27 protein-coding genes and 1 tRNA gene are annotated in these 26,971 nt (G+C 64.3%); 16 read left to right on the forward strand and 12 right to left on the reverse strand.

From position 1 onward, the window contains the following. Positions 1–15: 15 nt before the first annotated feature. The 4 genes from ACWPWT_RS17575 to hflX are packed head-to-tail and all read left to right on the forward strand — an operon-like array spanning position 16 to position 5,568. A complete protein-coding gene (locus tag ACWPWT_RS17575; RefSeq protein WP_454280767.1) occupies positions 16–2,262 on the forward strand; it encodes an ATP-binding protein in 2,247 nt (748 codons plus the stop codon). Between the two features lie 6 nt (positions 2,263–2,268). After that, entirely contained in the window at positions 2,269–3,645 is a 1,377-nt protein-coding gene (gene ntrX / locus ACWPWT_RS17580) for a nitrogen assimilation response regulator NtrX (protein WP_261269530.1), read from the forward strand. A gap of 31 nt (positions 3,646–3,676) precedes the next feature. Continuing rightward, positions 3,677–4,279: an RNA chaperone Hfq gene (hfq, locus tag ACWPWT_RS17585; protein WP_261269531.1), complete on the forward strand. Its 603-nt coding sequence runs from the start codon at positions 3,677–3,679 to the stop codon at positions 4,277–4,279. Further along, positions 4,276–5,568: a GTPase HflX gene (gene hflX / locus ACWPWT_RS17590; protein WP_454280768.1), complete on the forward strand. Its 1,293-nt coding sequence runs from the start codon at positions 4,276–4,278 to the stop codon at positions 5,566–5,568. The genes hfq and hflX overlap by 4 nt, the downstream gene beginning before the upstream one ends. Here hflX and mazG read toward each other — a convergent pair. The 10 genes from mazG to radA all read right to left on the reverse strand — a co-directional run bounded on the left by mazG (position 5,549) and on the right by radA (position 14,595). Then, positions 5,549–6,289: a nucleoside triphosphate pyrophosphohydrolase gene (gene mazG / locus ACWPWT_RS17595; protein ID WP_454280769.1), complete on the reverse strand. Its 741-nt coding sequence runs from the start codon at positions 6,287–6,289 to the stop codon at positions 5,549–5,551. The two genes, hflX and mazG, sit on opposite strands and share 20 nt — an antisense overlap. A 43-nt stretch (positions 6,290–6,332) precedes the next feature. Continuing rightward, positions 6,333–6,908: a retropepsin-like aspartic protease family protein gene (locus ACWPWT_RS17600; protein WP_454280770.1), complete on the reverse strand. Its 576-nt coding sequence runs from the start codon at positions 6,906–6,908 to the stop codon at positions 6,333–6,335. After that, complete coding sequence (locus ACWPWT_RS17605) at positions 6,905–7,669, reverse strand: MBL fold metallo-hydrolase (protein WP_454280771.1); 765 nt, start codon at positions 7,667–7,669, stop codon at positions 6,905–6,907. The genes ACWPWT_RS17600 and ACWPWT_RS17605 overlap by 4 nt, the downstream gene beginning before the upstream one ends. Beyond that, on the reverse strand, positions 7,666–8,442 hold the full coding sequence (locus ACWPWT_RS17610) for a TatD family hydrolase (protein ID WP_261269536.1): 777 nt from the start codon (positions 8,440–8,442) through the stop codon (positions 7,666–7,668). The genes ACWPWT_RS17605 and ACWPWT_RS17610 overlap by 4 nt, the downstream gene beginning before the upstream one ends. Next, positions 8,442–9,998, reverse strand: coding sequence for a methionine--tRNA ligase (gene metG, locus ACWPWT_RS17615; protein ID WP_261269537.1), 1,557 nt, complete (start codon positions 9,996–9,998; stop codon positions 8,442–8,444). The genes ACWPWT_RS17610 and metG overlap by 1 nt, the downstream gene beginning before the upstream one ends. A 51-nt stretch (positions 9,999–10,049) precedes the next feature. After that, the gene (locus tag ACWPWT_RS17620) at positions 10,050–10,379 is read right to left on the reverse strand and encodes a DUF423 domain-containing protein (RefSeq protein ID WP_261269538.1); all 330 of its coding nucleotides are present in this window, start codon (positions 10,377–10,379) and stop codon (positions 10,050–10,052) included. Positions 10,380–10,381: 2 nt separating this feature from the next. After that, positions 10,382–12,130 carry a cation:proton antiporter domain-containing protein gene (locus ACWPWT_RS17625; protein WP_454280772.1) on the reverse strand — a complete coding sequence of 583 codons (1,749 nt, stop codon included), beginning with the start codon at positions 12,128–12,130 and terminating at the stop codon, positions 10,382–10,384. After that, positions 12,120–12,566: an iron-sulfur cluster assembly scaffold protein gene (locus ACWPWT_RS17630; protein ID WP_261269540.1), complete on the reverse strand. Its 447-nt coding sequence runs from the start codon at positions 12,564–12,566 to the stop codon at positions 12,120–12,122. Before ACWPWT_RS17630 ends, ACWPWT_RS17625 begins: the two co-directional genes overlap by 11 nt. Beyond that, a complete protein-coding gene (locus ACWPWT_RS17635; RefSeq protein WP_261269541.1) occupies positions 12,563–13,129 on the reverse strand; it encodes a CvpA family protein in 567 nt (188 codons plus the stop codon). Before ACWPWT_RS17635 ends, ACWPWT_RS17630 begins: the two co-directional genes overlap by 4 nt. Before the next feature lie 92 nt (positions 13,130–13,221). Beyond that, a complete protein-coding gene (gene radA / locus ACWPWT_RS17640) occupies positions 13,222–14,595 on the reverse strand; it encodes a DNA repair protein RadA (protein ID WP_261269606.1) in 1,374 nt (457 codons plus the stop codon). Between the two features lie 98 nt (positions 14,596–14,693). Here radA and ACWPWT_RS17645 point away from each other — a divergent pair, with 98 nt between their 5' ends. Then, positions 14,694–15,839: a glycosyltransferase family 4 protein gene (locus ACWPWT_RS17645; protein ID WP_454280773.1), complete on the forward strand. Its 1,146-nt coding sequence runs from the start codon at positions 14,694–14,696 to the stop codon at positions 15,837–15,839. Between the two features lies 1 nt (position 15,840). Here the strand turns inward: ACWPWT_RS17645 and ACWPWT_RS17650 are convergent, their stop codons facing one another. Together ACWPWT_RS17650 and ACWPWT_RS17655 are read right to left on the reverse strand one after the other, a co-directional pair. After that, a complete protein-coding gene (locus ACWPWT_RS17650; protein WP_454280774.1) occupies positions 15,841–16,131 on the reverse strand; it encodes a DUF2218 domain-containing protein in 291 nt (96 codons plus the stop codon). After that, positions 16,128–16,757, reverse strand: a complete 630-nt coding sequence (locus ACWPWT_RS17655) for a PadR family transcriptional regulator (RefSeq protein WP_454280775.1) — start codon at positions 16,755–16,757, stop codon at positions 16,128–16,130. Before ACWPWT_RS17655 ends, ACWPWT_RS17650 begins: the two co-directional genes overlap by 4 nt. A gap of 118 nt (positions 16,758–16,875) precedes the next feature. Here ACWPWT_RS17655 and ACWPWT_RS17660 point away from each other — a divergent pair, with 118 nt between their 5' ends. The 11 genes from ACWPWT_RS17660 (at position 16,876) to accD (ending at position 26,921) form a co-directional block, all read left to right on the forward strand. Further along, complete coding sequence (locus ACWPWT_RS17660) at positions 16,876–18,222, forward strand: replication-associated recombination protein A (RefSeq protein ID WP_454280776.1); 1,347 nt, start codon at positions 16,876–16,878, stop codon at positions 18,220–18,222. Continuing rightward, positions 18,197–19,066, forward strand: coding sequence for a hypothetical protein (locus tag ACWPWT_RS17665; RefSeq protein WP_454280777.1), 870 nt, complete (start codon positions 18,197–18,199; stop codon positions 19,064–19,066). Before ACWPWT_RS17660 ends, ACWPWT_RS17665 begins: the two co-directional genes overlap by 26 nt. 17 nt (positions 19,067–19,083) lie before the next feature. Continuing rightward, positions 19,084–19,159: transfer RNA gene (locus tag ACWPWT_RS17670), tRNA-Thr, on the forward strand. A 64-nt stretch (positions 19,160–19,223) separates the two neighbouring features. Next, on the forward strand, positions 19,224–19,919 hold the full coding sequence (locus tag ACWPWT_RS17675; protein WP_261269547.1) for an endonuclease/exonuclease/phosphatase family protein: 696 nt from the start codon (positions 19,224–19,226) through the stop codon (positions 19,917–19,919). Then, positions 19,919–22,201 carry a patatin-like protein gene (locus ACWPWT_RS17680; protein ID WP_454280778.1) on the forward strand — a complete coding sequence of 761 codons (2,283 nt, stop codon included), beginning with the start codon at positions 19,919–19,921 and terminating at the stop codon, positions 22,199–22,201. The genes ACWPWT_RS17675 and ACWPWT_RS17680 overlap by 1 nt, the downstream gene beginning before the upstream one ends. Positions 22,202–22,299: 98 nt before the next feature. Further along, a complete protein-coding gene (locus ACWPWT_RS17685; protein ID WP_261269549.1) occupies positions 22,300–22,617 on the forward strand; it encodes a hypothetical protein in 318 nt (105 codons plus the stop codon). Positions 22,618–22,624: 7 nt separating this feature from the next. Continuing rightward, complete coding sequence (gene pyrF, locus ACWPWT_RS17690) at positions 22,625–23,299, forward strand: orotidine-5'-phosphate decarboxylase (RefSeq protein WP_261269550.1); 675 nt, start codon at positions 22,625–22,627, stop codon at positions 23,297–23,299. A gap of 40 nt (positions 23,300–23,339) precedes the next feature. Beyond that, positions 23,340–23,981, forward strand: a complete 642-nt coding sequence (locus ACWPWT_RS17695; protein WP_261269551.1) for a phosphoribosylanthranilate isomerase — start codon at positions 23,340–23,342, stop codon at positions 23,979–23,981. A gap of 47 nt (positions 23,982–24,028) precedes the next feature. After that, positions 24,029–25,261, forward strand: a complete 1,233-nt coding sequence (gene trpB, locus ACWPWT_RS17700; RefSeq protein WP_261269552.1) for a tryptophan synthase subunit beta — start codon at positions 24,029–24,031, stop codon at positions 25,259–25,261. Continuing rightward, the gene (trpA, locus tag ACWPWT_RS17705) at positions 25,258–26,070 is read left to right on the forward strand and encodes a tryptophan synthase subunit alpha (protein ID WP_454280779.1); all 813 of its coding nucleotides are present in this window, start codon (positions 25,258–25,260) and stop codon (positions 26,068–26,070) included. Before trpB ends, trpA begins: the two co-directional genes overlap by 4 nt. After that, the gene (gene accD, locus ACWPWT_RS17710) at positions 26,067–26,921 is read left to right on the forward strand and encodes an acetyl-CoA carboxylase, carboxyltransferase subunit beta (protein WP_454280780.1); all 855 of its coding nucleotides are present in this window, start codon (positions 26,067–26,069) and stop codon (positions 26,919–26,921) included. The genes trpA and accD overlap by 4 nt, the downstream gene beginning before the upstream one ends. The last annotated feature ends 50 nt before the right edge of the window (positions 26,922–26,971 follow it).

The following is a 26,971-nucleotide window of genomic DNA, read 5'->3' on the forward strand; positions in this document are numbered from 1 at the left end:
TGTACGATTGCAACGATGTTGGCGTTTCTAAAGCCTGCTGTTCCTGCCGAACCACCGCGATCCCGCTTCGCGGTGACGCCGGTGATGGAGATCGCGATCATCATCGGCGCGGTGGCGATCGCGGCAGGGACCTATTGGTTCATCGAACAGCGGCACGATGCGCAGGGATTGATCGCGCCGCCGGTCATCGCGGGGCTGCTGGCGCTTAACCTGGTTCCTGCCATCCTGTTGCTGATGCTGCTCGGCCGGCGGGTCGCGATGCGACGTGCGGCGGAGTCCGCCGTGGGCGGGGGCGGAAGGCTGCATGTCCGGCTGGTCGCCATCTTCTCGCTCACCGCCAGCGTCCCGATCCTGCTGACGGTCGTCACCGCGTCGATGATGTTCCAGTCGTCCGCCGAATTCTGGATCTCCGATCGGGCGCGCAAGGCGTTCAGCGACGCGATGGACATAGCCCGCCAGTCGCAGCAGCAGATCATCAACCGCTGGGTCTTTGCCGGGCGCGCCATGTCGCAGGACCTGGGCCGCAATCTTCCCGTGCTACGCGAGAATCGGCGCGACTTTCACGACTATCTGGTTCAGCAGACCATCGTGCGGGACATGGAGGAGGCGGTGCTCTTCTCCTATGATCCCAAGCAAGGCTTTAAATTCTACGACTTCTTCAATCAGCCGACCGACGCCAGCTTTCGTGAGCTGGTGACGCCGGAGATGATGGGCCAGGCCAGCCGTTCGAACCGCCCAGAGGTCGGCATCAACGAACAACGCGTCTGGGTGGTCACCCCCTTGCCCGACAGCAGCGGTATCATGCTCTATGTCGGGACCAGCGTGAACGCCGCGTTCCTCAGCAAACAGCATTTCGCCGCCGAGGATGTGGTCGAGGGGTATCGGGCGCTTCAAGGACGAGCACGGTCGCTCCAGCTCAAGTTCAACATCGCCCTGTTCTTCGTCGCCCTGCTCATCGTCGGAATCGCCGTCTGGATCGCGCTGGCGGTCGCCGATCGCCTGGTGCGCCCGGTAGGCGAATTGGTCGACGCGGCGCGACGCATCGCAGGCGGCGACCTGACCGCGCGCGTCCCCGACCCCCGGACCCGGGACGAAGTCGGTACGCTGGCCAATGCCTTCAACCAGATGACGGGACAGTTGGAGCAGCAAAATACCGAACTGGTGACCGCGAACGCGCAGCTCGACAATCGTCGCGCGCTGATCGAGGCGGTGATGGCAGGCGTGTCCGCGGGCGTCGTCGCTATCGGCGCCAATCGGCAGGTCCGCATCGCCAATAGTTCCGCCGACATGCTGCTGGGCACCGAGCCGGGCGGGTTGATCGGCCACCGGCTGGTCGAGGTCGCGCCCGAACTCGATGCGTTGCTCGATCAGGGCCGCCGTGAGGCGACGGTTCAGGTGGCGCTGCACGGCGACATGCGCACTCTGGCGGTTCGTATCGCACAAACCGCCGACGGACCGATCCTGACCTTCGATGACATCACCCAGCAACTGCTCGACCAGCGCCGGGCCGCCTGGTCCGACGTGGCGCGTCGTATCGCGCATGAGATCAAGAACCCGCTGACGCCCATCCAGTTGGCGGCCGAACGGCTTCAGCGCCGCTATGGCAAGGTCATCGATCCCGAGGATCAGACATTCGGACGCCTCACCGAGACGATCGTCCGCCAGGTCGGCGACCTGCGCCGCATGGTCGATGAATTCTCATCCTTCGCCCGGATGCCCAAGCCGGTATTCCGCGAAGAGGCGATTGCCGACATCTGCGCCCAGGCCATGTTCCTCCACGAAGTCGCGCACTCCGAGATCCGCTTCGAAATGGATCAGGACGATCCTGCACCGATGATGGTGTGCGACCGTCGCCAGATGAGCCAGGCACTGACCAACATCGTCAAGAACGCGGTCGAGGCGATCGAGGCGCGGCCCGAGGGGATGAAGGGCGGGCACGTCATGATGACCGTGGGGCAGCAGGGCGGCATGGTGACCATCACTGTCGCGGACAATGGCGTCGGCCTGCCACCCGAGCGCGATCGGATCATCGAACCCTATATGACGACGCGGGCGCGGGGCACGGGGCTGGGCTTGGCCATCGTCAACAAGATCATCGAGGAACATGCCGGCACGATCGGCTTTTCCGACAATCCTACCGGCGGCACCATCGTTTCGATGATGTTCGATGCCGGCGCCCTGGCGGCGCTGGATCAGGGTGGCGCCGAACCCGAACTGGCTGGGGAGGGCCAGCTCACCGCTTTGACTCGTACTCGGACGTAAAGAATCATGGCTTTGGACATTCTCGTCGTCGATGACGAACTCGATATCCGCGAACTCGTCGCGGGCGTGCTGGAGGATGAGGGCTATGACGCCCGCGTCGCGGCGGACAGCGATTCCGCTCTGGAGGCGGTGGCCGTTCGCCGTCCGTCTCTCGTGCTGCTCGACGTTTGGCTGCAAGGCTCCAAGCTGGATGGCCTCGAACTGCTGGACGAGATCAAGCGTCGCGATCCCTCGATCCCTGTTCTGGTAATTTCGGGCCATGGCAATCTGGACACGGCCGTGGCCGCGATCCGCAAGGGCGCTGCGGACTTTATCGAAAAGCCGTTCGAGGCCGAACGCCTGCTGCTGATGGTGGGTCGCGCGACCGAGACGGAGCGGTTGCGGCGAGAGAACGCCTCGCTGCGGGCCAGCGCCGGACGCGAAACCGATCTGACCGGTTCGTCTAGCGCCATCAATGGCATTCGCGCTACCCTGAAGCGGGTGGCCGCCACCGGCAGCCGCGTGCTGATCATGGGCGCGGCCGGGGTCGGCAAGGAGGTCGCGGCGCGGCTTCTGCATGGCTGGAGCAATCGATCCAGTGCGCCGTTCGTCGTCGTCAGCGCGGCGCGAATGACGCCCGAACGCGTCGACGAGGAATTGTTCGGGGTGGAGGAGGGGGGGGACCTCGTCCGAACCGGACTGCTCGAACAAGCGCATGGCGGCACGCTGTTTCTGGACGAGATCGCCGACATGCCGATCGCGACCCAGGCCCGCATCCTGCGTGTGCTGACCGACCAGAGCTTCACCCGTGTCGGGGGAACGCGCGTCGTCAAGGTCGATGTCCGCGTCGTCTCCGCCACCGCACGCGACCTGACTCAGGAGATCGCCGAGGGGCGGTTCCGCGAGGACCTCTATTATCGCCTCAACGTCGTGCCAGTCACCATCCCTTCGCTCTCCGAACGGCGCGAGGATATTCCGCCGCTCGTCGAGCACTTCATGGCGCACTACGCCACCGAACGTCGCGTCCGCACGCCCGAAATCGCACCTGACGCGATGGTGGCGATGCAGTCCTACGACTGGCCGGGCAATGTCCGTCAGCTACGTAACGTCGTCGAGCGTACCATCATCCTGGCGCCAGGAGACCGGGTTGGCCGGATCGACCTCGACCTTCTGCCCGCCGAGGTACTGGGCGAGGGGGCCGACATGGGGGGTGGGGGCGCCACCGCGATCATGGGGGCGCCGTTGCGCGAGGCGCGGGAGAGTTGGGAACGCGAATATCTGCGCGTCCAGATTCGCCGCTTTTCGGGCAACATCTCCCGTACGGCGAGCTTCATCGGGATGGAGCGCTCGGCGCTCCATCGCAAGCTGAAGCTGCTGGGGATCAGCGAGACGCGCGACGAATGATCGACATGCCCACCCCATCGCCTCTGGACGAATGGGTGCCGAAACCATAGATATTGGCCGCGCCCGGTCCACGGGCGCGGTTCCGACGCCGGGAAACGGCGCTATTCGCGGGCACGGACCCGCCAAGAACAAGGGCTCGACCATGGCCGACAAGACGGGTTCGCTCCAGGACCTCTTTCTCAACGCGCTGCGCCGTTCCAAGGCGCCCGTTACCATGTTCCTCGTCAAGGGTGTGAAGCTCCAGGGCATCGTGACCTGGTTCGACAATTTCTCTGTGCTGCTACGCCGGGATGGGCAGTCGCAGCTGATCTACAAGCACGCCATTTCCACCATCATGCCGTCCGGTCCACTGGATGTCGCCGCGATCGTAGACGGCGTCAACGAACAGCAGCGCAAGAACCCGCTTTTGCAGGAAATCTTCCTGAACGCGGTGCGGAAGTCGGAAGACCCCGTCACCATGTTCCTGATCAATGGCGTGATGCTGCAGGGGCAGATTGCGGGTTTTGACCTGTTCTGCATGCTGCTCCAGCGTGAAGGGATGGCGCAACTCGTCTACAAACATGCCGTTTCGACCATTCAGCCGGCACGTCCGCTGAACCTGGCCGAAGAGCAGGCAGGATCGGCCGAGGATTGAGCGCCGGTTTCGATCGCGATCGCGGTGAATTCACGCGCGGCGCCCGCACCGTTATCGTCCTGCCGGATCAGGGTGATGCAGCGCGGGACGCCGATGCACGCCTCGATGAGACGACGGGACTCGCCATGGCGATCGGCCTCGACGTGGTGGAGCGCATCGCGTTACGCGTCCGCGCGCCCAAGCCCGCGACCCTGATCGGTAGCGGCCAGGTCGAACAGGTCGCGCAACAGGTGCGGATGGAGGAGGCGCAGCTTGTCGTTTTCGACGGCGCACTGACCCCCGTACAGCAACGCAATCTCGAGACCGCGCTCGAGGCCAAGGTCATCGACCGGACCGGCCTGATCCTGGAAATCTTTGGCGAGCGTGCTGCGACGGCCGAGGGGCGGCTCCAGGTCGAACTGGCGCATCTGGACTATCAGGCAGGCCGTCTGGTTCGCAGTTGGACTCACTTGGAGCGTCAGCGGGGTGGCTTCGGTTTCCTGGGCGGTCCTGGCGAAACGCAGATCGAAGCCGACCGTCGGATGATCCGCGACCGCATGGCGCGGTTACGGCGCGAACTCGATCAGGTAAGCCGGACGCGCGGCCTTCACCGTGACCGACGGCAACGCGCCCCATGGCCGGTGATTGCGCTGGTAGGCTACACAAACGCCGGGAAATCGACGCTGTTTAATCGCCTGACGGGCGCTGACGTTATGGCGAAAGATCTACTGTTCGCAACTCTGGATCCCACATTGCGACAGATCAGCCTGCCGGGGATCGATAAGGCGATCCTGTCCGACACGGTCGGTTTCGTATCCGACCTGCCGACCCAACTCGTCGCCGCGTTCAAGGCGACGCTGGAAGAGGTCGTATCCGCTGACTTGCTGATCCATGTCCGCGACATCGCACATCCGGATAGCGAGGCGCAGCAGGCGGATGTCGAGGCGGTGCTGACCGAAATCGGCGTCGATCCCGAAACGCCGCGTTTTGAGGCCTGGAACAAGATCGACCTTGTTGAGGGCGATATCCGCGACGATCTGCTCGTTGAGGCGGAGCGCCGTTCTAATATCGTCGCGGTTTCGGCCATGACGGGGGAGGGCATCGACGATCTGGTCGAGCAGGTGGCGGCAGCGCTGACCTCCGGGCATCGTCGTTACCGCGTCACGCTGGATGCGGGCGATGGGGCCGGGGCCGCCTGGCTACATGCGCACGGCGAGGTACTGGATCAGACGATCGAAGGCGAGCAGGCCGTCTATGATGTCCGCCTCTCGCCGCCCGATTATGACCGGTTCAGCCGTCGCGGCGCTTGACGCGCTGCCATAGGGCTTCCTTGCCTTCCAGATCGAGCGCCGCGAAGCCTTCACCCGCTTCCTGTTCCATGGCGCGGAACCGGCGCTCGAACTTGCGATTGCCCGCCTGCAGGGCCGCCTCGGCATCGACTCCGCAGTGACGCGCCCAATTGACCACCGCAAACAGCAGGTCGCCAAACTCTTCCTCGATCGTGTCGGGCGTGGCTTCGGCGATTTCCCGCATTTCCTCGTCTATCTTTGCGCGGGGACCTTCGGTATCGGGCCAATCGAAACCGACACGTCTAGCGCGCTTCTGCAGTTTCTCTGCCCGCATCAAAGCCGGCAGCCCCAGGGCAACGCCGTCCAGCGTACCGCCCGCCGCCTTGGCCTGACGCTCCTCCGCCTTGATCTGCTCCCAAAGGTGATGGCCGCCCTCGGCCACGTCACCGAAGATATGTGGATGGCGGCGCTCCATCTTGTCGCTGATCGCATTGACGACATCCGGGAATGCAAATTGTCCCGCATCTTCCGCGATTTGCGCATGGAACACGACTTGGAGGAGGAGGTCGCCCAACTCGTCCTTGAGGTCCGCCATGTCGCCACGTGCGATCGCATCCGCCACTTCATAGGCCTCTTCGATCGTGTAGGGCACAATGCTTTCAAAGCTTTGTGCAACGTCCCATTCGCAACCCGACTGGGGATCGCGCAGGCGTTTCATGATCGTCAGAAGGCGGTCCACCATCCATGCTCCTTCCATTCGATAATATATATTATGTAAAACTACGTCACTTAGGAGCGTTGAGGATGAGCACCCCTTGCTCCACCTTCCAAGATCGAAGCCGACGCAGGACGTTCATACCGATCACATCCTGATCGCCGAAACTGGGCGATACGATTGCCCCCACATCGTTCAAGGTGATCGGTCCGATGACGAGATGTTGGACGCTGACATGGTCGGCGATGACCCTGCCATTGGCCGTTTCCACCATGCTAGCGAACGGACTTTCGCCCAAGTCGAGCCCGGCGGCCTTGGCCGTCGCCTCGGACAAAGCGGTCGTCGTTGCGCCGCTGTCGACCAGCATGTGGCGTTCAACGCCGTTGATGCGGACATCCGCCCAGAAATGTCCGTCGGCACCGATCGCGATCCTGACCGTCCCGTCTGGCGCCGTATTGCCCGGCATCATTTTCACGAGCCGATCGCGTTGCGCGATAACGAGAAACGCGACGCCGAAAATCCCAACCCAGATCAGCCCCATGCGCAGCGTCCGACCGATCGGGATGCGTCGCGCGACCAAGGCGCTGAGCGGCAGCAACGGGATCAGGCCATAATAGAGGAAGTCCATGGCCTGATCGCCGCTCATGGCGCGACTTCCATCCCGTCATAGCCCGGCCGAACGCGATTGGGGAGTTCTTGACACAAGGTGGTATAATCCATCGACTGATCCATATGGATCAGCACGCTTTCTCGGGGCCCTAACTCTTCGATCCAGGTCAGAACGGCCGAGAGATCGGCGTGGGCCGGATGCGGATAGCGGCGAAGCGCGTCGACCACCCACAAATCCACGCCGCGATACAGCTCAGCCATCTCCGGTGTTAAATCATGAAAATCCGTGGCATAGCCGACACTTTTATCACCGCAATCAAAGCGTAGGCCGGCGGAAAATATCCGCCCATGCGGCTGGTCAACCGATCGGATGCGGATGTCCCCGATGACGAGTTCGTCTCCCAACGTGGTCATCGTCGCGGTCGGCGGATAGCCGGTCTTGCCCTGAAACACATATCCGAAGCGACGTTCCAGCGCCTCCGCGGTACGCGGCCGCGCATAACCGGCTACGGGATGTCCGAGTGCGTGATAAATCTGCCGTACATCGTCGATGCCGTGGCAATGGTCGGCATGATCATGCGTCCAGATGATCGCATCGACCGTACCGATATTCGCCGCGAGCAATTGTTCACGCATATCGGGCCCCGTATCGATGAGAATGCGGGTCCCCGCATGCTCGATCAGGGCGGAGCAACGCATCCGTCTATTTCGCGGATCGCTCGGATCGCACAGGCCCCAGTCATTACCGATCCGGGGAACGCCCGACGAGGTTCCGCAGCCCAGGATCCGGATCTTCACGCGAGGGTCTTGGCGAACAGACGGTGAAAATTCTCGGCGGTCGCACGGGTCAGTGCGTCCAGCGATTCCCCTCGCAGGTCAGCCAGAAAAGCGGCGGTGTCCGCCACGAAAGACGGCTCGCCGGTTTTGCCACGATGCGGCACGGGCGCGAGGAAGGGCGCGTCCGTCTCGACCAGCAATCGGTCCAGCGGCAACCTTGCCGCCGTCGCCTGCAGCTCCTTGGCATTCTTGAATGTCACGATACCCGAAATGGATATATAAAAGCCTAATGACAGGGCCTTATCGGCAAAATCTCCACTGGCGGTGAAACAGTGGATGACGCCGGGAAAGGCCCCCTTCCCCATCTCGTCGGCAAGGATCGCAGCCGTATCTTCCTCGGCATCACGCGTATGCACCACCAGCGGCAGGCCTGTTTCCCGACAGGCGGCGATATGTGCGCGAAAGCTCGCCTGTTGGCGTTCGCGGTCGCTATGGTCGTAATAATAGTCCAGCCCGCTTTCGCCGATGCCGACGACGCGGGGATGCGCGGCTCGCTCGACCAGCTTGGCGGTGTCGACATGGCTATGCGCATCGGCTTCGTGCGGGTGAATGCCGATCGTGGCCCAGACATCTGCTTCGCGCTCGGCGGTGGCGATCACCGCATCCCATTCGCTTTCGCGCGTCGAGATGTTCAGCATCGCGGTGACCCCACGGTCCCGGGCGCGGCTCAAGATCGCAGCCTGGTCCTCAACCAGTCCCTTGTAATTGAGGTGGCAGTGACTGTCGGCGAGCATCAGGCTTCCGCCTCGGCGGGAATTTCCAGACGCGGGAAAGCCGGCGTAGGGGGCGAGAGTGCGATGCCGCTCGCCGCTCGCCGCGCATACCAGCCGTCATCATCGATGGCGGCATGATCGCGCTCGTCGACGCCCAGCGTATCGAGCACGAGCCCTGCCCCACGCGGCGTGACCGGCAAGATCGCGATCGCCAGCATTCGGATGGCGCGCACCAGCGTGCCCAATACCGCATGCATCCGCTCGGGATCGGTCTTGCGCAACGACCACGGTGCCTGCAGGTCGATATACTGGTTGCAGGCATAGACGCCGCGCATCCAGGCTTCGATCCCCTGGCTCAGCATCAGGTCCTCGAACGCCGACTTCAAACCGGCACAGGCGACCACGACTTCCTCGATCAACACCGCATCCGCGGGGTCGCTGCGCCCCGGCTCGGGAAGAGCACCCTCCAAGTTCTTCGCAATGAACGACAATGTCCGTTGGGCCAGATTGCCGAAGCTGTTCGCCAGTTCCGCATTGACGCGGGTCACGATCGCCTCTGCGGAATAGGAGCCGTCCTGGCCGAAGCTGACTTCGCGCAGGAAGAAGTAACGCAGGGCATCTACGCCGAACGCATCCGCCAGACCCATCGGATCGACGACATTGCCGACCGACTTCGACATCTTCTCGCCCCGGTGCAGCAGGAAGCCGTGGCCGAAGACCGATTGCGGCAAGGGCAAGTCCGCCGACATCAGGAATGCGGGCCAATAGACCGTGTGAAAGCGCACGATGTCCTTGCCGATCAGGTGCAGATTGGCTGGCCAGAAGCGCGCCAATTCGCTGTCCTTATTCGGATAACCGGTACCGGTCAGATAGTTGGTCAGCGCATCGACCCAGACATACATGACATGGCCAGGACTGTCGGGAACCGGCACGCCCCAGTCGAAGCTCGTGCGCGAGACGGACAGGTCGGATAGCCCGCCCTCGACAAAGCGCATCACTTCGTTCCGCCGGCTTTCCGGACGGATGAAGTCGGGATTGTCGCGATACAGGTCGAGCAAAGGCTGTTGATATTTCGACAGGCGGAAGAACCAGGTCTCCTCGGCCGTCCATTCCACCGGCGTTCCTTGCGGCGACAGCTTGGTGCCGTCTTCGCCGGTCGTCAGTTCAGCCTCGTCGTAGAAAGCTTCGTCGCGGACCGAATACCATCCTTCGTACCGGTCGAGATACAGGTCACCCTTGTCCTGCATCGCCTTCCAGATCGCTTGGCTCGCCGCATAATGATCGGCGTCGACCGTGCGGATGAAGCGATCGTACGAGATATCAAGACGATCGGCCATCACATGAAAATGGCTGGACATTTCGTTCGCGAACTCGCGCGTCGAAATGCCGCGCGCGCGCGCCGCCTGCGCCATTTTCAGGCCGTGCTCGTCGGTTCCTGTCTGGAACAGCACGTCACGCCCTGCCTGACGCTGAAAACGCGCAATGACATCCGCCGCGACCATTTCATAGGCATGGCCGATATGCGGACGGCCATTGGGATAGTGGATTGCGGTGGTGATATAGAATGGATCGGCCATACCCGGTCCCTAGAACATCGCTTCGTGCAGGTGAAGCCCGGCTTGCTTCGCTCAGCCGCGAAGCGTCCATGCCAGCCACAGCCAGCCGAGGATCAGGATGGTGCCGCCCAACGGCGTCACCGCCCCCAGCCAACGGGGTGCACCAAGCGCCATGGCGTAAAGCGTGCCCGCGAAAATGGCGGCACCGATGACGAAAGCCCAGGCCACACCGCGCGTATCCAGCCGAAGCGCGACGAGCGCGGCGACGGCATGGATCAGTTGATACTGCCCGCCGGTCCGCAACCACTCGACCGCGACCCCCTCCGCCCGGTGTGCGCCGAATGCCCCCGCCATGATCGCGATCGCACCCGACAGCGCCGCCAATACTCCCAGCAACCCCATGGTCAGCCCTTTCGTTCGTCCTGCGTGATGATCCGATCATTGGCGGCACGCAGATCGCCGGACGCCGCCTGCGCCGCCAGTCGTTCCTTGTCTCGCGAACGGTACATGGTCTCGACGCGATCGATCTCTGCGCCGTCGATCTGCAGGCTTCCCAACGCCAGCCGCGCCATCTTCACAGCGGATTCGAGGACCTCTCGGACGACATAGGACGCCGGACCGCCCTTTAACCTCAAGACCGCACGGCGATCATAGGCACGCACGACAAGCGAGGCCTTGGGAAAGGCCGCATGGACGCTTTCCAGCAGCTCCAACGAAATCTGGTCTTCATCCAGGCAGAACAGGATCAGTTCCGCCTCCGCCGCGCCGGCCTGTCGTAGCAGGTCCAGCCGGGTACCATCGCCATAATAGACTTTCGCCCCGAACTCGGCGGCGATGTCGATCATCTCGATGTCGCGGTCGATCAGGGTCACCGGAATGTCGCTGGCGATCAGCATCTGCGCCACCGTCTGGCCGAAGCGGCCATAGCCGACGATCAGGGCGTTGGCGCCGTCGGTGACGGGCCCTTCCCGCTTTTCGCCGCGCATGATGACCGGTTCTTCGCGAATACGGCGGGTTGCGCGCATCAGGAACGGCGTGGTCGCCATAGACAAGGTGATGATCGCTCCGAACAGGCTCGCCGCCTCCGGCGCGACCAGATAGCCTGCCTGCGCCTGCGCGAACAGCACGAAGCCGAACTCACCGCCCTGGCTCATCAGCAAACCCAGCGCGAAGGCGGAGCGCCAGTTCATCCGGAAGGCCAGCCCGATCAGAAAGATGACCAGCGTCTTGGTCGCGATCAGGGCCAGCGCCATCACCGCCACGAAGACCGGCCGCTCAATGATCGCCGGCAGGTTGAGCATCATGCCCACCGCCAGGAAGAACAGGCCGAGCAGGATCGAGCGGAACGGCTCCACATCGGCCTCGAGCTCGTGGCGATACGGACTATCGGCCAGCATTACTCCCGCGATGAAAGCGCCCAGCGCGGTGGATAGGCCCAGCAACTCCATCACTGCCGCACTGGCAATGACCGTGAACAGCCCGGCGAAGACGAACATCTCCCGCTCGCCCATATTGCCAATCAGGCGGAACAGCGGCCTCAGGAGGAACCGCCCCGCCACGATCAGACCGACGATCGCTCCCACCGTCTCCAGCGCCAGGATCCATCCCGGCGGCCCGGCATGATCTGCGGGATTGCGCGACATGGCGGCGACGATGGTGATCAGCGGGACGATCGAAAGATCTTGAAACAGCAGGATCGAAAAGGCCCGCTCGCCAAAGGGCGTGCGCAACCGGCCCGAGGATTGCAGCATCGGCAGCACCTGCGCCGTCGAAGACAAGGCCAGCGGCAGGCCGAGCGCCAGGGCAGCCTCCATCGAGAAGTGCGCAAGCAGCACGATACCGCTGATCGCCAGGCCGCAAGCCGCGACCTGGAGCAAGCCTAGGCCGAAAATCTCATGCTTCATGCGCCAAAGCCGGGCCGGATTGAGTTCCAGCCCGACGATGAACAGCAGAAGCGTAATACCGATCTCGGCGATACCCAGCTTCGACTCGGCGTCGCCGACCAGCCCCAGCACATGGGGGCCCACCGCCGCACCCGCGACGAGATAGCCCAGCGTCGCGCCCAGGCCCAGCCGACGGAAGACGAGGACAAAAGCCAGTCCGAAGCCGAGCAGGATCGCCCCGTCCCGCAACAGCGAGATTTCACCGTGCATCGGCGCAGGCCTTTGCGGCGGCTTCGTCGACGGCCTCGGCCGCGGCCTCGAATGCAAGGCGGATCGAGGGGTGACGAGCGCTATAGGTCAGAGCCGGTGCGAAGACATCCAGACCGGGCCATTCGGGCGCTTCGCCCCGCGTGCCCGCCAGCCAGCCGGCCAGAGCGTCGCGCGCTGCCGCCAATTCGCGAGCGTCACGCCCAATGATATGGTTCGACAGCAACGCCGCCGACGCTTGGCCCAAGGCACAGGCCCGGACGAGCATCCCGACCTCGCTCACCCGCCCGTCCGCATCCAGATTGACGTCGACCGTCACCCGGCTACCACAAATGGGTGAGCGTCGCTCGATGCTGCCCATCGGGTCGGCCAGACGCCGATCATGGGGAATGGCCGTGGTGAGACGCAGGATTTCGGCATTATAGAGGGGAGCGTTCATGATGGGGTCTCGCTGGCATTGGCGGGGCCGCTGTCCGTGGAGGGGGTCGGCGCGCCGAACACCGGCAGGCCGCGACGGCGACGATCGACAAAATCGGCAATGCCCGCACTGGTTGCGTTGAGCAGCTTGTAGGTCCGGCTCTTCACCATCCATTCGGGCCGCCGCGCCGGGCCGCCGCCGACCGTGTCGATCATCAGCGCGACCACGAGGAAGACGAGGCTGGCCAAGATCAGCCCCTTGAGCGCGCCGAAGCCGAAGCCGAGCGCCCGGTCGACCGGCCCGAGGATTGAGGTCCGCGTCCGGCTGCCGATCGCGCGGGCGACCATGCGGCCGCCGAGATAGGTAACGGCGACGATCAGGGCAAAGGCCAGAACGGCCGCGCCCGAGACCGTCCCGACGACCCCCGTCAGCGCTTGCGCCAAAGGAATATGGAATAATTTGAGCGCCGCGACGATCGCGATCCAGGCGAATAGCGCCAGAACCTCGGTCACGAAGCCACGCAGGAAGCCCTGAATGGCTGCTCCGAAAACCGCAATGAGGACAAGTATATCGAGGGCGGTCAATGCTTTATGTCCAATACCTTATCCCAAGCATGACGAGCGGCCATGTTCGCCATCAGGCGAGGGACGGACATGGCGGCACGCGCCCCTCTTCGCTACCCCCGCCCCAGCATATGGTCAACGAACTCGGCCAAGGTCCGAAACCCGGTCATTCGTAGCCCCCCTTCGTCCCCAGCCATTGCGCGCGGGACCATCGCCTTTTCGAAGCCGAGCTTGCCCGCCTCCTTCAAGCGCAGCGGCCCATGCGCGACGGAGCGGATTTCACCCGACAACGCGATCTCGCCGAAGACGATCGCATCGGCCGGCACTGGACGCTCCGACAGGGCGGATATCAGCGCCGCCGCCACCGCCATATCGGCGGCGGGGTCCTGCACGCGATAGCCGCCCGCAATGTTCAGATAGACTTCCGCAGAGGAGAAGCTCAGCCCGCATCTCGCCTCCAGCACTGCCAGGATCATGGCGAGGCGACCATTGTCCCACCCCACGACCGCGCGTCGCGGTGTCGCGCCCGATGCGAGCCGGACGGTCAGCGCCTGGATTTCCACCAGCACGGGCCTTGTGCCCTCGAGCGCGGGGAAGACGGTGGCTCCGGTCACCCCCTCTTCCCGGTTGGTCAGGAACAGAGAGGACGGGTTGCCGACCTCGGTCAAACCCTCGGTCTGCATGGCGAACACGCCGATCTCGTCGGTGCCGCCGAAACGGTTCTTGATCGCACGCAGGATACGATATTGATGGCTACGCTCACCCTCGAAGGCGAGGACCGTGTCCACCATATGTTCCAGCACCCGAGGGCCGGCGATCGATCCGTCCTTGGTAACGTGGCCGACCAGCACGACGGCGGTTCCACGTTCCTTCGCAAAGCGGATCAGTTCCTGACCCGACGCTCGGACCTGACTGACGGTGCCGGGCGCACCCTCGATCAGGTCCGAGTGCATCGTCTGGATGGAATCGATGATAAGCAGCGCAGGCGGCGTGCCGATCGATAGCGTGGTCAGGATGTCGCGAACCGATGTCGCCGCCGCCAACCGGACCGGCGCTTGCCCCAGCCCCAGCCGCCGGGCGCGCAGCCGGACCTGATCCGCCGCCTCTTCGCCCGACACATAGGCGACAGGCTTTCCCGCCATCGCCAGCTTCGCCGCCGCCTGGAGCAGCAACGTCGATTTGCCGATGCCCGGATCGCCGCCGATCAGTGTTGCCGATCCCTCGACAAAGCCTCCGCCCAGCGCACGATCGAGTTCGGCTATCCCCGTGGCCATCCGATCGGGCAGCGGAATATCCGCATCCAGCCCGACCAGTTGGATCGCACGGCCGCCGCCCTGAAGATTATGCTTCGCGGCAAAGGGCGTGACCTGCACCGGCGCTTCTTCCAACATCGTGTTCCATTCGGAGCAATCGGGGCATTGCCCCTGCCAGCGAGAGGAAACCGATCCGCAGGATTGGCAGACATAGCGCTTTTGAACCTTGGCCATGACGTGCATCTAATAGCCGTGGAACGAAAATGGAACATCGTTCATGGACAGGCAGTGGGATAGTTTTTGAGCGCCATGCCCGCTATGGGCCGACCGCCATGACCCCAGACCCGTTTCGCGTCGCCCTGTTCAGCGGCAACTATAATTATACGCGCGACGGCGCGAACCAGACGCTGAACCGGCTCGTCGGGCATTTGCTCGATCGCGGAGTGGCGGTGCGCGTCTATTCGCCGACCTCTTCCACGCCCGCATTCCCACCTGTCGGCGACCTGGTCGATGTGCCCGCGATCCCGCTGCCCTTCCGGGCCGATTATAAGCTGGCGCGCGGGCTACCGGCCAAGGTCCGGGCCGATCTGGAAGCGTTCGCGCCCAATATCGTCCATGTCTCCGCTCCGGAATTTCTGGGCCATGCCGCGGTTCGCTGGGCGCGGGAAAATGGGGTCGCGTCGATCGCCTCGGTCCATACGCGGTTCGAGACCTATCCCGCCTATTACGGGCTGGGCTTCCTCGAGCCCGCCATCATCCGGTTGCTGACGCGCTTCTATAACAAGTTCGACCGTGTCGTGGCCCCCAGCCCCAGCATGATCGCGCTACTTCGTGGATGGGGCGTGACGCCACCCATGGGTATTTGGTCACGCGGGATCGACCATGACCGGTTCCGCCCCTCGCGTCGCAGTGTCGAATGGCGGCGTTCGCTGGGGATCGCGGACGACGAGGTTGCGATCGGCTTTTTGGGAAGGCTGGTCAAGGAAAAGGGCCTCGACGTCTTTGCGGATGCGCTGGCCGAGCTTCGTCGGCGCGGGGTTCCGCACAAGGTGCTGGTGGTCGGCAAGGGCCCCGCTCAGGACTGGTTCGCCAAGGCGACCCCGGATGCGATCTTCGCGGGCTATCAGACCGGCAACGATCTGGGCCGGGCGGTCGCGTCGATGGACATCTTCTTCAACCCCAGCGTCACCGAAACATTCGGCAATGTCACGACAGAGGCGATGGCGGCGGGCGTTCCCGTGGTCGCGGCCCATGCGACGGGCGCGATGGATCTCGTGGTGAATGGGGAAACGGGCTATCTGGTCGGCGCACGGGACATTCGCGGCTATGCCGACGCACTCGAGCGGATTGCCAGCGATGCCGCGTTGCGCCGCCGGTTCAGCGAAGCGGGACATGCCCGCGTCGCCGATTACCGGTGGAACAAGGTGAACGACGCGGTGATCGAGGCGTATCGCGCGCTCTTTACCGGAAACTCCTGACCTAAGCCTCGCGCCAGTCGAAGGTCAGCGGTGCTTCGCGAAAGGCGAAGCGGTCGAGATGGCTCGAAACGACTTCGCGCATCCGCGCGATGTCCTCGGCTTCCGGCACCGTCAGCACGATGTCGAGCGTGTCGCTGTCGGCACGCATTTCCAGCTTGGAGCCGTTGGGAAACAAGATCGTCCCCTCCTCCGGTGTGAAATCCACCTCCATCTTGTGCAACCAATGTTTGGCAAGTTGCTGAAGATAGCGGCTGGCCGAGCGGGTCGGCACGCGGGCGACGGACTGGTTCATTTTAGGCGTTCCACTTTCTGGGCAAGCTCATCGATCATCGCGGCGATGTCGTGCAGACTCTCCTGCGACAGATCACTCCGGGCGAAGCGTTGGCCGAGGGCGACCTTAAGACTGCCCATCGCACGGCGGATCGGCGCGGCGTCGATGCGATCCCGATGCTCGCCCAACGCCCGCAGACGGGCAATCAGGGCCTCGACCCGTTCGCTATTCTGCGTCAGGTGCGCGCGGCCCTCGTCAGTCGCGGCGAACCGTTTCTTGGAGCCTTCGGAATGCTGCTCCGCGATGAAGCCCATCTCGTCGAGAAGGGTCATGGTCGGATAGATGACGCCCGGGCTCGGGGCATAGGCGCCGCCGGTCATGGCCTCGATCTCGCGGATCAGATCATACCCATGCCGGGCCTCGTCGGCGATCAGCTTGAGCAGAACGAGACGAAGCTCGCTTCCGTCAAACATGCGCGAGCGACGCCCGCCGCCGGGACGTTCTCCGCCTGCAAACCAGTCGCCGCCAAACGGGCCTCGCCGCCCGCCGCGCGGCCCCTGCATCCCGACGTCGAGGTCATCCCAGCCGAAGCCAGGCGATCCCGCATGCCTGTGGCCGTGCATCCGGCCCAAATGATGATGTTGCATGAAATCTCCTATTGCGATAGCATCAAGATATATCGCAGAGGGCTTAAGTCAAGATAGATTGAGATATATCTTAAGACGGGTTGGTGACGATCGAGCTTCGATCTCCTACATGATGGGCATGGCCGATCTCTTTGCGGGTATGGACCCCGCCCCTGTCGCTCCTCCCCTATCGCCGGACGCGCCGCTGGCGGATCGGCTTCGGCCGAACCAGTTAAGCGATGTCGTCGGGCAGGATCATCTCACCGGGCCGGAAGGAGCAATCGGACGGATGGTCGCGGCACAGCGTCTATCGTCGATGATCCTGTGGGGACCACCAGGCACCGGAAAGACCACGATCGCCCGCCTTCTGGCCGCAGCAGTAGGCTTGCGGTTCTCGTCGATTTCGGCTGTGTTTTCGGGTGTGGCGGACTTGAAAAAGGTCTTTGCCGAAGCTCGCGACCATGCCCGACTGGGACAGCGCACCCTGTTGTTCGTAGACGAGATTCACCGTTTCAACCGCGCGCAACAGGATGGGTTTCTGCCCTTTGTCGAGGACGGCACCGTAACGCTGGTCGGCGCGACAACCGAGAATCCCTCCTTCGAACTCAACGCCGCGCTGCTCAGCCGTGCGCAGGTCCTGATCCTGCACCGTCTCGGTCAATCTGCGCTGGAACAATTGCTGACCAGGGCGGAGACGGAGATGGCCCGCCCCCTACCCCTCCAGCCGGCGGCGCGTGAAGCCTTGCTCGCCAGCGCTGATGGCGATGGACGGTTCCTACTCAATCAGGCTGAGACGCTGTTTGCGGTCGATCTACCCGAACCGCTCGACGCCGCCGGGCTGTCCGCCTTCCTACAGCGACGGGTCGCGGTCTATGACAAGGATCGGGAGGGGCATTACAACCTCATTTCTGCGCTTCACAAGTCGATCCGGGGGTCGGACCCGCAAGCCGCGCTTTACTACCTGGCGCGGATGCTGACGGCGGGCGAGGAACCGCTCTATGTGCTGCGCCGGCTGACACGCGCCGCCGTCGAGGACATCGGGCTCGCCGATCCACAGGCCTTGAGCCAATGCCTTGCCGCTAAGGACGCCTATGACTTTCTAGGCTCACCGGAGGGTGAATTGGCGATCGTCCAAGCCTGTCTCTATCTCGCGACCGCGCCCAAATCGAATGCCGCATATATGGCCCAAAAACGGGCCTGGCGGTCGGCGAAGGAAACCGGATCGCTGATGCCGCCAACCAATATCCTGAATGCCCCGACCAAGCTGATGAAGCAGATCGGCTATGGTGCGAATTATCAATATGATCACGATGCGGACGGCGGCTTTTCGGGCGCGAACTACTGGCCGGACGAACTGCCGCCCCAGGATTTTTACGAGCCGTCCGGGCGAGGGCTGGAAAAGCGCATCGCCGAACGGATGGCATGGTGGGAAGAGCGTAGGCGCGCGTTGCGCCGACAGGATGGAGAAGACAGCCATCGCGCCTGACCGCTTTACCGGCTTCGTCGCAATCGACTGGTCCGGCGCGCATGGCACGTCCCATCCGGGTATCCGCATGGCGATGTGCGGGAGTGGCCGGGCGCCGCCCGAACTCGTCATGCCGCCTGGTCGAGCCTGGTCGCGTGAAGGCGTCGCGGCCTGGTTGCTGGAACGCGCCGCCGAGCCGCTGTTGATCGGTTTCGATTTCAGCTTTTCCGCCCCTTTCGTCGCCCGTGGCGCGCATCTGCCCGGCGACCGGCCGACCGTGGATGCGCGCGCGCTATGGGATTATGTCGATGATAGCAGCAACGATCCCGACCTGGGCGCTCGCAGCTTTCTGGAGGCCCGGCGCGGGCGGCATTTCTATTTCGGGGCGGCGGATGGGCAAAAGGCCGACTTCCTTCACTGGCGCGCATGCGAGATCGCGCCGGATGGCGGTCGCAAACCGTCGACCGTCTATGATGCGATCGGCGCGTCGCAGGTCGCCAAGGCGAGTTTCGCTGGGATGCGTCTGCTTCGACGGATCGATGGCCATGTCGCGATCTGGCCGTTCGATCCCATCCCCTCCACTGGGGCGCTGGTCGTCGAAATCTACACTTCGATCGCCGCGCGCGACGCCGGGCGACCGCGCGGGCGAAGCAAGATCAGGAGCGCCGAAGCTCTGGACGACGCCCTCATGGCCTTGGGGAGCGAGCGGCATCGCCCCCTCGACCGCTATGACGATCATAGCACCGATGCGATCCTGACCTCGGCTTGGCTACGCAAGATGGCCGTTCGCGATGATCTATGGCACCCAACCGGGCTTTCTCCGCTGATCGCGCGAACGGAGGGCTGGACCTTCGGCGTATCTTGACGCATGGGGACGGCAATGCCGGTTTAGCACAGTTGGTAGTGCACCTGATTTGTAATCAGGGGGTCGGGGGTTCGAGCCCCTCAACCGGCACCATTTCCCGCCGGTCGCGCTTGATCCATGTGGCACCAAAGCCGTTGGGGTGCGTTACATTCGCGGAATGATCAAGGTCGCCAGCTATAATATCCGGAAGGGGATCGGTGCCGATCGACGCCGCAATCCCGACCGCATCCTCGATGTCCTGCGCGAAGTCGATGCCGATGTCATCGCGCTCCAGGAAGCGGACCGTCGCTTCGGTGACCGGGAGGGCGTGATTCCCCTTCACATGCTCGACGATCACAGCGACTGGAAGCCGATCGTCTATGGTATGAAGGCCAGGTCCCTGGGCTGGCACGGCAATACGATCCTCGTCCGCAAATCGACCCAGATACTCGACTTCGAGGCGATCCACCTTCCGTCGCTGGAGCCGCGCGGGGCCGTGATGGCCGATCTGCGGACCGCAGGCGGCGTGATCCGCGTCGTCGGCATGCATCTGGACCTGTCCGGGCTATGGCGGCGACGCCAGGCGGCGGCGATTCTGTCCCATTTGGCGAGTTGCCTGCATCGCCACCCCACGGTGATGATGGGTGACCTGAACGAGTGGACCCGCGGTTCGGGCTGCCTGCGCGATTTCTGCCGCGACTTCACCATGGCCGATACCGGCCCGAGCTTCCACGCGCGTCGCCCGATCGGACGGCTGGACCGGATCATGGTGTCCCCCGATCTCCGCATTGCCGAATGCGGGGTTCATGCCAGCCCGACCTCTCGAAAGGCATCGGATCACCTGCCCATCTGGGCGAGGATCGGACCGCGCTGATGCGGGAGAAAGAGTTACGGCTGGCGCTGGTCTGTTATGGCGGGATCAGCCTGGCCGTCTACATGCACGGCATCACCAAGGAGATCTGGCGCGTGGTTCGCGCCAGCCGAGCCTCGCATGAGGGGGATCCACCCGCCTCGGCCGTCGATGCGGTCTATCATGAATTGCTCGACGAAATGGCCGCTCGCGGCGGCGTGCGGGTTCGCATCCTGGCAGACATTATCGCAGGCGCAAGCGCGGGCGGCATCAACGGCATCTTTTTGGGGCAGGCACTGTCCACCGGCCAGTCGCTCGATCCCCTGACCGATTTGTGGCTGGAAGCAGCCGACATCGAGTCGCTGATCGCACCGGATGCCGCGCCGACGTCGCGCTTCTCCAAGATGTGGGCGCTCCCCATCGCCTGGATGGCCGCCGGGCGCAGCGGGGACAAGATCGAAGGGCTGGACGAGGAAACCCGCGAGGAGGTTCGCCGCAAGCTGGGCCATCTCATCCGCTCACGCTGGTTCGAGCCGCCCTTTGCCGCCGACGACTTTACCGGTCGGTTGCTGGAGGCGTTCGACCGGATGGCCGCAGCGCCAGCGGGCAAGCGGCTTCTGCCGCCCGGCCAGCCGCTCGACCTGTTCGTCACCGTTACCGATTTTACCGGCCAGCCGCAGCGGCTCCGGCTGCATTCGCCCGGCGAGGTGGTGGAGACCGAGCATCGCATGGTGGTCGACTTTACCGACAGCGGAGACGGCAAGCTGGCGGCCGTCCCCGAACTCGTCTTTGCCGCGCGCGCGACCTCCAGTTTTCCGGGGGCCTTCCCGCCGTTCACTGTGGCCGAACTCGACCGCGTCCTCGAAGCACGCGATCAGTCCTGGCCCGAGCGGGACGCCTTTCTGCGCCGGGTGCTGCCACGCCATCATGCCGCCGGAGCAGCGGACAAGGCGGTGCTGATCGATGGTTCGGTGCTGGTCAACGCGCCCTTTCGTCCCGCTATCGACGCACTCGGCCGCCGCCCGGCGCGTCGGCAGGTCGATCGGCGTTTCGTCTATATCGACCCTTTTCCGGGCATGCATTTCCGCCTTCCCGGCGGCGGCGGTCATCCCGGCTTCTTCCAGACGATCATCGGCGCGATCAGCGAACTTCCCCGACAACAGCCTATCCGCGACAATCTGGAAGCGATCGCCGCCCGGTCCGGGCGGATCGACCGGATGCAGGCGATCGTCGCCGCGATCCGCGAGAATGTCGAGCAGGAGATCGAACAACTGTTCGGCGGCACCTTCTTCCTCGATCGCCCGACCGCCGCCCGTCTCGCCTCCTGGCGGGTGCGAGCGCAAGCGGCCGCCGCCGCGAAGGCTGGGTTCAGCTATGCCGCTTATGGTCATCTGAAGATCGCGGGCGTCGTCGATATGATTGCGACCATGCTGGCGGAGGCCACCGGCGACGACGGGACCGCGAGGCGCAGTCGGCTTCGCGCGATGGTCGAGCGGACGTTGGCCGCGCGAAGCGGCAATGGCGAAGCGATTGGCTTCACCGGCGGCCCCAGTGAAGGGGCAAAGGCATTCCTTCGTGGCTTCGACCTGGGTTATCGCATCCGCCGCCTGCGGCTGCTTGCCCGCCGCCTGACCGAACTCGAGGGTGAGCATAGCGAGACGGAACTCGCTCCCGTTCGCGACGCCCTCTACGAATCGCTTGCCGAATTTCTGGAACGGCAAAATGGCGGCGCCTATGCCGACATGGCACATGACGTCCGTTCCGTACGGAGCGACGGCGGACGGGTCCTCGAGGAATTGCGGACAAGGCTCGACCTGACACGCCTGGACGGCGAAACGGATGCGCGGTTGGCGAGCGCCTTTGCGGGCCTACCCCGCGCGGCGCGGCGCACATTGTTGCTGACCTATCTTGGCTTCCCCTATTTCGACGTGGCGACCCTACCGCTTCTGCAGGGCGAGGGTCTGGACGAGTTCGACCCGATCAAGGTCGATCGCATATCCCCCGACGACGCGACCGCGATCCGCTCGGGCGGCGCGGAAGCGACGCTGAAGGGCATTCAATTCCTGACCTTCGGGGCGTTCTTCAGTCGCAGCTACCGCGAGAACGACTATCTCTGGGGACGGCTGCATGGCGCGGAGAGGATGATCGACATCGCCGTTTCCACCCTCCCCCCGACCATCCGCCTCAAACCCGGTGCGGTCGCGGCCTTCAAGCGGCGAGCTTTCGTGGCGATCCTGAACGAAGAAGAGGATCGCCTCACCGCGATCGCACCGCTGATCGCCTCGCTTCGCCGCGAGATCGGCTGAAGGCTGGTCATGCCGGACCAACGCGGCTAGACCGCGTCGCGCAAGCGATGTCCGGCCGCCTCTTGCGCGGTTCGGTTATAGGTTAGGCGGAGAAGCGCATGCAGTTCCTGAAAATGCTGTTCTGGTGCCTGCTGGCCTTCCTGGCCGCGGCCTTCACGCTGGGCAATTGGACGACTGTGCCGATCCGGCTGGTTGGCGGCCTGGTGGCGGATGTGAACCTGCCGCTTCTGCTGTTCCTGACCTTTCTGCTCGGGCTGGTCCCCACGCTCATCTGGCAGCATGCGGCGCGCTGGCGCTTGCGGCAGCGGTTGAACGCAACCGAACGCGCGCTGGCGACCGCCACCTCCTCGACCGAGACCGGCCTCTATGCCGCCCCGGTCGAGCCCGCCCCCCTTTCCACCCAGCCCATGGTCTGATCCCCTTATGAGCAATCGCATCTATGTCGCGATCGACACGCCCGATCTGGCCCGCGCGCAGGCGCTGGCGCAAAAGGTGCGTCATCATGTCGGCGGCCTGAAGCTCGGCCTGGAGTTCTTCTGCGCGCATGGCGCCACGGGCGTGCGGGAGATGGCGCATATCGGCCTGCCGATCTTCCTCGACCTGAAGCTGCACGACATTCCCAATACCGTCGCTAAGGCGGTGCAGTCGCTGGGTCCGCTCGCGCCTGCGATCCTGACGGTTCATGCGGCGGGCGGTCGTGCGATGCTGGAGGATGCCAAGGCGGCAGCACCGACGGGAACCAAGGTCGTGGCCGTCACCATGCTCACCAGCCTGGATGCCACCGACCTGACCGATACCGGCGTGACCGGGAGCCCCGCCGATCATGTCCGTCGCCTCGCCGATCTGGCGGCGGAGGCGGGCGTAGACGGCATCGTCTGCTCCGGCGAAGAAGTCGCAGCGGCACGGAAAGCTTGGCCGAAGGGCTTCTTCGTGGTCCCGGGCGTCCGCCCGGCCAATGGCGTGGTCGGCGACCAGAAGCGGGTGGTTACCCCGCGTGCTGCGGTGGACGCGGGCGCGTCCATCCTGGTCATCGGTCGCCCCATCACCCAGGCCGATGATCCCGACGCCGCCGCACGGGCCATTGCCGCCACGCTTTGACGCCTTTCTCCGTCGATTTCCTCTCATCCCGGAACAGGCCATGCCGACCACTGCCAAGATTTGCGGACTGACCACGACCGCGACGCTCGACGCGGCACTGGGCGGCGGGGCGAGCCATGTCGGCTTCGTCTTCTTCCCGGCCTCGCCCCGGCATCTGACCTTCGATGCCGCCGCCGGGCTCGCGGGGCGGGTGCCGGATCACGTCCGACGAGTCGGCGTCTTCGTCGATCCCGACGACCAATTGCTCGAAGCCGCCGTTCGGGCAGGGACTCTCGACGCCATCCAGCTTCATCGCACGGCCCCCGCCCGCGTGGCGGCGATCCGTGCCCGGTTCGATAAGGAGGTCTGGGCCGCGGTCGCCATCAAGGTGCGTGACGATGTGGACAAGGCGCGCGACTATGCCGGTGCCGCCACCCTGATCCTGTATGACGCGAAGACGCCGGACGAGGCCTCGCTGCCCGGAGGCATGGGATTGCGGTTCGACTGGAGCCTGCTCGACGGCGTTCGGCATCCCTTGCGCTGGGCGCTGTCGGGTGGACTGGATGCGGGCAACGTTGCCGAAGCCATACGCCGTACGGGCGCGCCGCTGGTCGATGTTTCGTCCGGCGTGGAAAGCGCGCCCGGCGTCAAGGATATGGACAAGATCGCCGCGTTCCTTAAAGCCGTTGCGACAAATCAGTGACAGGATCGTTTGCAGGGCTCGCCCCGCAAATGCTCAAGGGATACGAAATGAACGCCCCCAACTCCTTCCGCGCCCAGCCCGACGAGCGCGGCCATTTCGGTGAATTCGGCGGCCGCTACGTCGCCGAGACGCTGATGCCGCTGATCCTCGACCTCGAACGCGAATATCGCGCGGCGCAGGTCGACCCGGCTTTCCAGGCCGAATTCGACGGCCTGATGACCCATTATGTCGGGCGTCCCAGCCCGATGTATTATGCGGAACGGCTGACCGCGATGCTCCGCGAGACCGCGCCCGAAGGCAAGGGGCCCAAGGTCTATTTCAAACGCGAGGAACTGAACCACACCGGCGCGCACAAGATCAACAACTGCATCGGCCAGATCCTGCTTGCCAAGCGGATGGGCAAGACGCGGATCATCGCCGAGACGGGCGCCGGCCAGCATGGCGTCGCCACCGCGACGGTCGCCGCGCGCTTCGGCCTGCCCTGCACCATTTTCATGGGCGCACGCGATATCGAGCGGCAGGCGCCCAATGTCTTCCGCATGAAGCTGCTCGGCGCGGAAGTCCGCCCGGTGACGTCGGGCGCACAGACGCTCAAGGACGCGATGAACGAGGCGCTGCGCGACTGGGTCGCCAATGTCCACGACACGTTCTACATCATCGGCACGGCGGCGGGACCGCATCCCTATCCGGAGATGGTGCGCGACTTCCAGTCGGTGATCGGAACCGAATCGCGCCGTCAAATCATGGAGGCGGAGGGCCGCCTCCCCGACCTGCTCATCGCGGCGGTCGGGGGCGGGTCGAATGCGATCGGCCTTTTCCATCCGTTCCTCGACGATCCCGACGTCGCGATGCTCGGGATCGAGGCGGCAGGCCATGGCCTTGCCACCACGCAACACGCCGCCAGCCTGACCGGCGGCAAGCCCGGCATCCTGCACGGCAACAAGACTTATCTGCTTCAGGACGAGGATGGCCAGATCACCGAGGCGCATTCGATCTCGGCAGGTCTCGACTATCCGGGCATCGGGCCCGAGCATAGCTGGCTGAACGATACCGGCCGCGTGGTCTATGAGGGGATCACCGATACCGAGGCACTGGAGGCATTCCAGCTTTGCTGCAAGATCGAGGGGATCATTCCCGCTCTCGAAAGCAGCCATGCGCTGGCGGGTCTGATCAAGCGCGCGCCGTCGATGGATCGCGACCAGATCGCACTCGTCAACATCTCGGGTCGCGGCGACAAGGACATCTTCACCGTTGCCGATGCCATGGGAGTGAAGATGTGAGCCGGATCGCCGACCGCTTCGCGCGCTGTGCCCAGTCTGGCCGCGCCGCGCTGGTGACCTTCGTGACGGCGGGCGACCCGACACCGGGCGATACCGCCGCGATCCTCGACGCCCTGGTCCAGGGCGGAGCCGATGTGATCGAACTCGGCATGCCCTTCACCGATCCGATGGCGGACGGGCCCGCCATTCAGAAGGCGAACATCCGCAGCCTTGGCGCTGGCACCCGCACCGCCGACGTCCTGTCGATCGCTTCGGCCTTTCGCGAACGCCATCCGGACGTGCCGTTGGTCCTGATGGGCTATGCCAATCCGATGACGGTGCGCGGCCCCGAGTGGTTCGCCAAGGCTGCAGCCGAAGCTGGCGTGGACGGCGTGATCTGCGTCGACGTTCCGGCCGAGGAAGACGATGCATTGGGCGTCGCGTTGCGCGCCGAGGGTGTGGCGTCGATCCGGCTTGCCACCCCGACCAGCGACGCCGCCCGTCTGCCGACGATCCTGACCGGCGCCGATGGTTTTCTCTATTACGTCTCGGTCGCGGGGATCACCGGACAGCAACAGGCTGCGCAATCCTCGATCGAAGAGGCGGTTGCCCGGTTGAAGGCGGCGACGCAGTTGCCCGTCGCGGTCGGCTTCGGCGTCCGCACGCCTGAACAGGCCGCGGCGATCGGTCGCGTGGCGGACGGCGTCGTGGTCGGTTCCGCCATCGTCGATCTGGTCGGCGAACATGGCGCCGCTGCACCGGCGCCGGTCCGGGCCTATATTGAAACTCTGTCGTCGGCACTGGCCGATGCACGCAAGGAACTCGCATGAGCTGGCTCAACAGCGTCCGTAACGTCATCCCCTTCGTCGCCAAGCGGGAAACGCCCGACAATCTCTGGCACAAGTGCAAGGGATGCGGGCAGATGGTCTTCACCAAGGAATTGGAAGACAATCTGAACGTCTGCCCCAAGTGCGACCATCATGATCGCATCGGTCCAAAGGCACGCTTCCGTCACCTGCTGGACGAAGGGAGCTGCAACGAGCTTCCCCCCGCCAAGGTACCGGAAGATCCGCTCAAGTTCCGCGACTCAAAGCGCTATGCCGACCGGTTGAAGGCCGCCCGCGCCAATGCGGCGGAGAATGACGCGCTCGTCAATGCGCGTGGCACGATCCTGGGTCACAAGGTCGTGATCGGGGTACAGGATTTCGCCTTCATGGGCGGGTCGATGGGCCTTGCGGTGGGTGAAGCCTTTGTGCGCGGGGTCGAGGCGGCGATTGCCGACCAATGCCCCTATGTCATCTTCACCGCATCGGGCGGCGCGCGGATGCAGGAGGGTATCCTCAGCCTGATGCAGATGCCGCGCACCACTGTCGCGATCCAGATGCTGCACGATGCGGGCCTGCCCTATATCGTCGTGTTGACCGATCCGACCTCGGGCGGCGTGATGGCCGCCTATGCCATGCTGGGCGACGTCCAGATCGCCGAGCCGAAGGCGACCTTGGCCTTCACCGGCCGCCGGGTGATCGAGAACACGATCCGCGAAAAGCTACCCGATGATTTCCAGACGTCGGAATATTATCTCGACCACGGCATGCTCGACATGGTCGTCCACCGCCACGATCTGCGCGAGCGTCTGGCGACCGTCATCGGCTATCTGACGGGATCGCGCAAAGCCGCCTGATCCGAACAGTCGCGAGCGTCGCCTTTGAAGGGCGATGTCTTTAGAAGGGC

The organism is Sphingomonas sp. Marseille-Q8236 (assembly GCF_965112005.1).

Bases quoted from the DNA above. Each gene is read 5' to 3' on its own strand.
- ACWPWT_RS17575 (WP_454280767.1), top strand. From the start codon at position 16: ATGTTGGCGTTTCTAAAGCCTGCTGTTCCTGCCGAACCACCGCGATCC.
- ntrX (WP_261269530.1), top strand. From the start codon at position 2,269: ATGGCTTTGGACATTCTCGTCGTCGATGACGAACTCGATATCCGCGAA.
- hfq (WP_261269531.1), top strand. From the start codon at position 3,677: ATGGGTGCCGAAACCATAGATATTGGCCGCGCCCGGTCCACGGGCGCG.
- mazG (WP_454280769.1), bottom strand. From the start codon at position 6,289: ATGGTGGACCGCCTTCTGACGATCATGAAACGCCTGCGCGATCCCCAG.
- ACWPWT_RS17600 (WP_454280770.1), bottom strand. From the start codon at position 6,908: ATGAGCGGCGATCAGGCCATGGACTTCCTCTATTATGGCCTGATCCCG.
- ACWPWT_RS17610 (WP_261269536.1), bottom strand. From the start codon at position 8,442: ATGCTCGCCGACAGTCACTGCCACCTCAATTACAAGGGACTGGTTGAG.
- metG (WP_261269537.1), bottom strand. From the start codon at position 9,998: ATGGCCGATCCATTCTATATCACCACCGCAATCCACTATCCCAATGGC.
- ACWPWT_RS17620 (WP_261269538.1), bottom strand. From the start codon at position 10,379: ATGGGGTTGCTGGGAGTATTGGCGGCGCTGTCGGGTGCGATCGCGATC.
- ACWPWT_RS17625 (WP_454280772.1), bottom strand. From the start codon at position 12,130: ATGCACGGTGAAATCTCGCTGTTGCGGGACGGGGCGATCCTGCTCGGC.
- ACWPWT_RS17630 (WP_261269540.1), bottom strand. From the start codon at position 12,566: ATGAACGCTCCCCTCTATAATGCCGAAATCCTGCGTCTCACCACGGCC.
- radA (WP_261269606.1), bottom strand. From the start codon at position 14,595: ATGGCCAAGGTTCAAAAGCGCTATGTCTGCCAATCCTGCGGATCGGTT.
- ACWPWT_RS17645 (WP_454280773.1), top strand. From the start codon at position 14,694: ATGACCCCAGACCCGTTTCGCGTCGCCCTGTTCAGCGGCAACTATAAT.
- ACWPWT_RS17650 (WP_454280774.1), bottom strand. From the start codon at position 16,131: ATGAACCAGTCCGTCGCCCGCGTGCCGACCCGCTCGGCCAGCCGCTAT.
- ACWPWT_RS17655 (WP_454280775.1), bottom strand. From the start codon at position 16,757: ATGCAACATCATCATTTGGGCCGGATGCACGGCCACAGGCATGCGGGA.
- ACWPWT_RS17660 (WP_454280776.1), top strand. From the start codon at position 16,876: ATGGCCGATCTCTTTGCGGGTATGGACCCCGCCCCTGTCGCTCCTCCC.
- ACWPWT_RS17665 (WP_454280777.1), top strand. From the start codon at position 18,197: ATGGAGAAGACAGCCATCGCGCCTGACCGCTTTACCGGCTTCGTCGCA.
- ACWPWT_RS17675 (WP_261269547.1), top strand. From the start codon at position 19,224: ATGATCAAGGTCGCCAGCTATAATATCCGGAAGGGGATCGGTGCCGAT.
- ACWPWT_RS17680 (WP_454280778.1), top strand. From the start codon at position 19,919: ATGCGGGAGAAAGAGTTACGGCTGGCGCTGGTCTGTTATGGCGGGATC.
- ACWPWT_RS17685 (WP_261269549.1), top strand. From the start codon at position 22,300: ATGCAGTTCCTGAAAATGCTGTTCTGGTGCCTGCTGGCCTTCCTGGCC.
- pyrF (WP_261269550.1), top strand. From the start codon at position 22,625: ATGAGCAATCGCATCTATGTCGCGATCGACACGCCCGATCTGGCCCGC.
- ACWPWT_RS17695 (WP_261269551.1), top strand. From the start codon at position 23,340: ATGCCGACCACTGCCAAGATTTGCGGACTGACCACGACCGCGACGCTC.
- trpB (WP_261269552.1), top strand. From the start codon at position 24,029: ATGAACGCCCCCAACTCCTTCCGCGCCCAGCCCGACGAGCGCGGCCAT.
- accD (WP_454280780.1), top strand. From the start codon at position 26,067: ATGAGCTGGCTCAACAGCGTCCGTAACGTCATCCCCTTCGTCGCCAAG.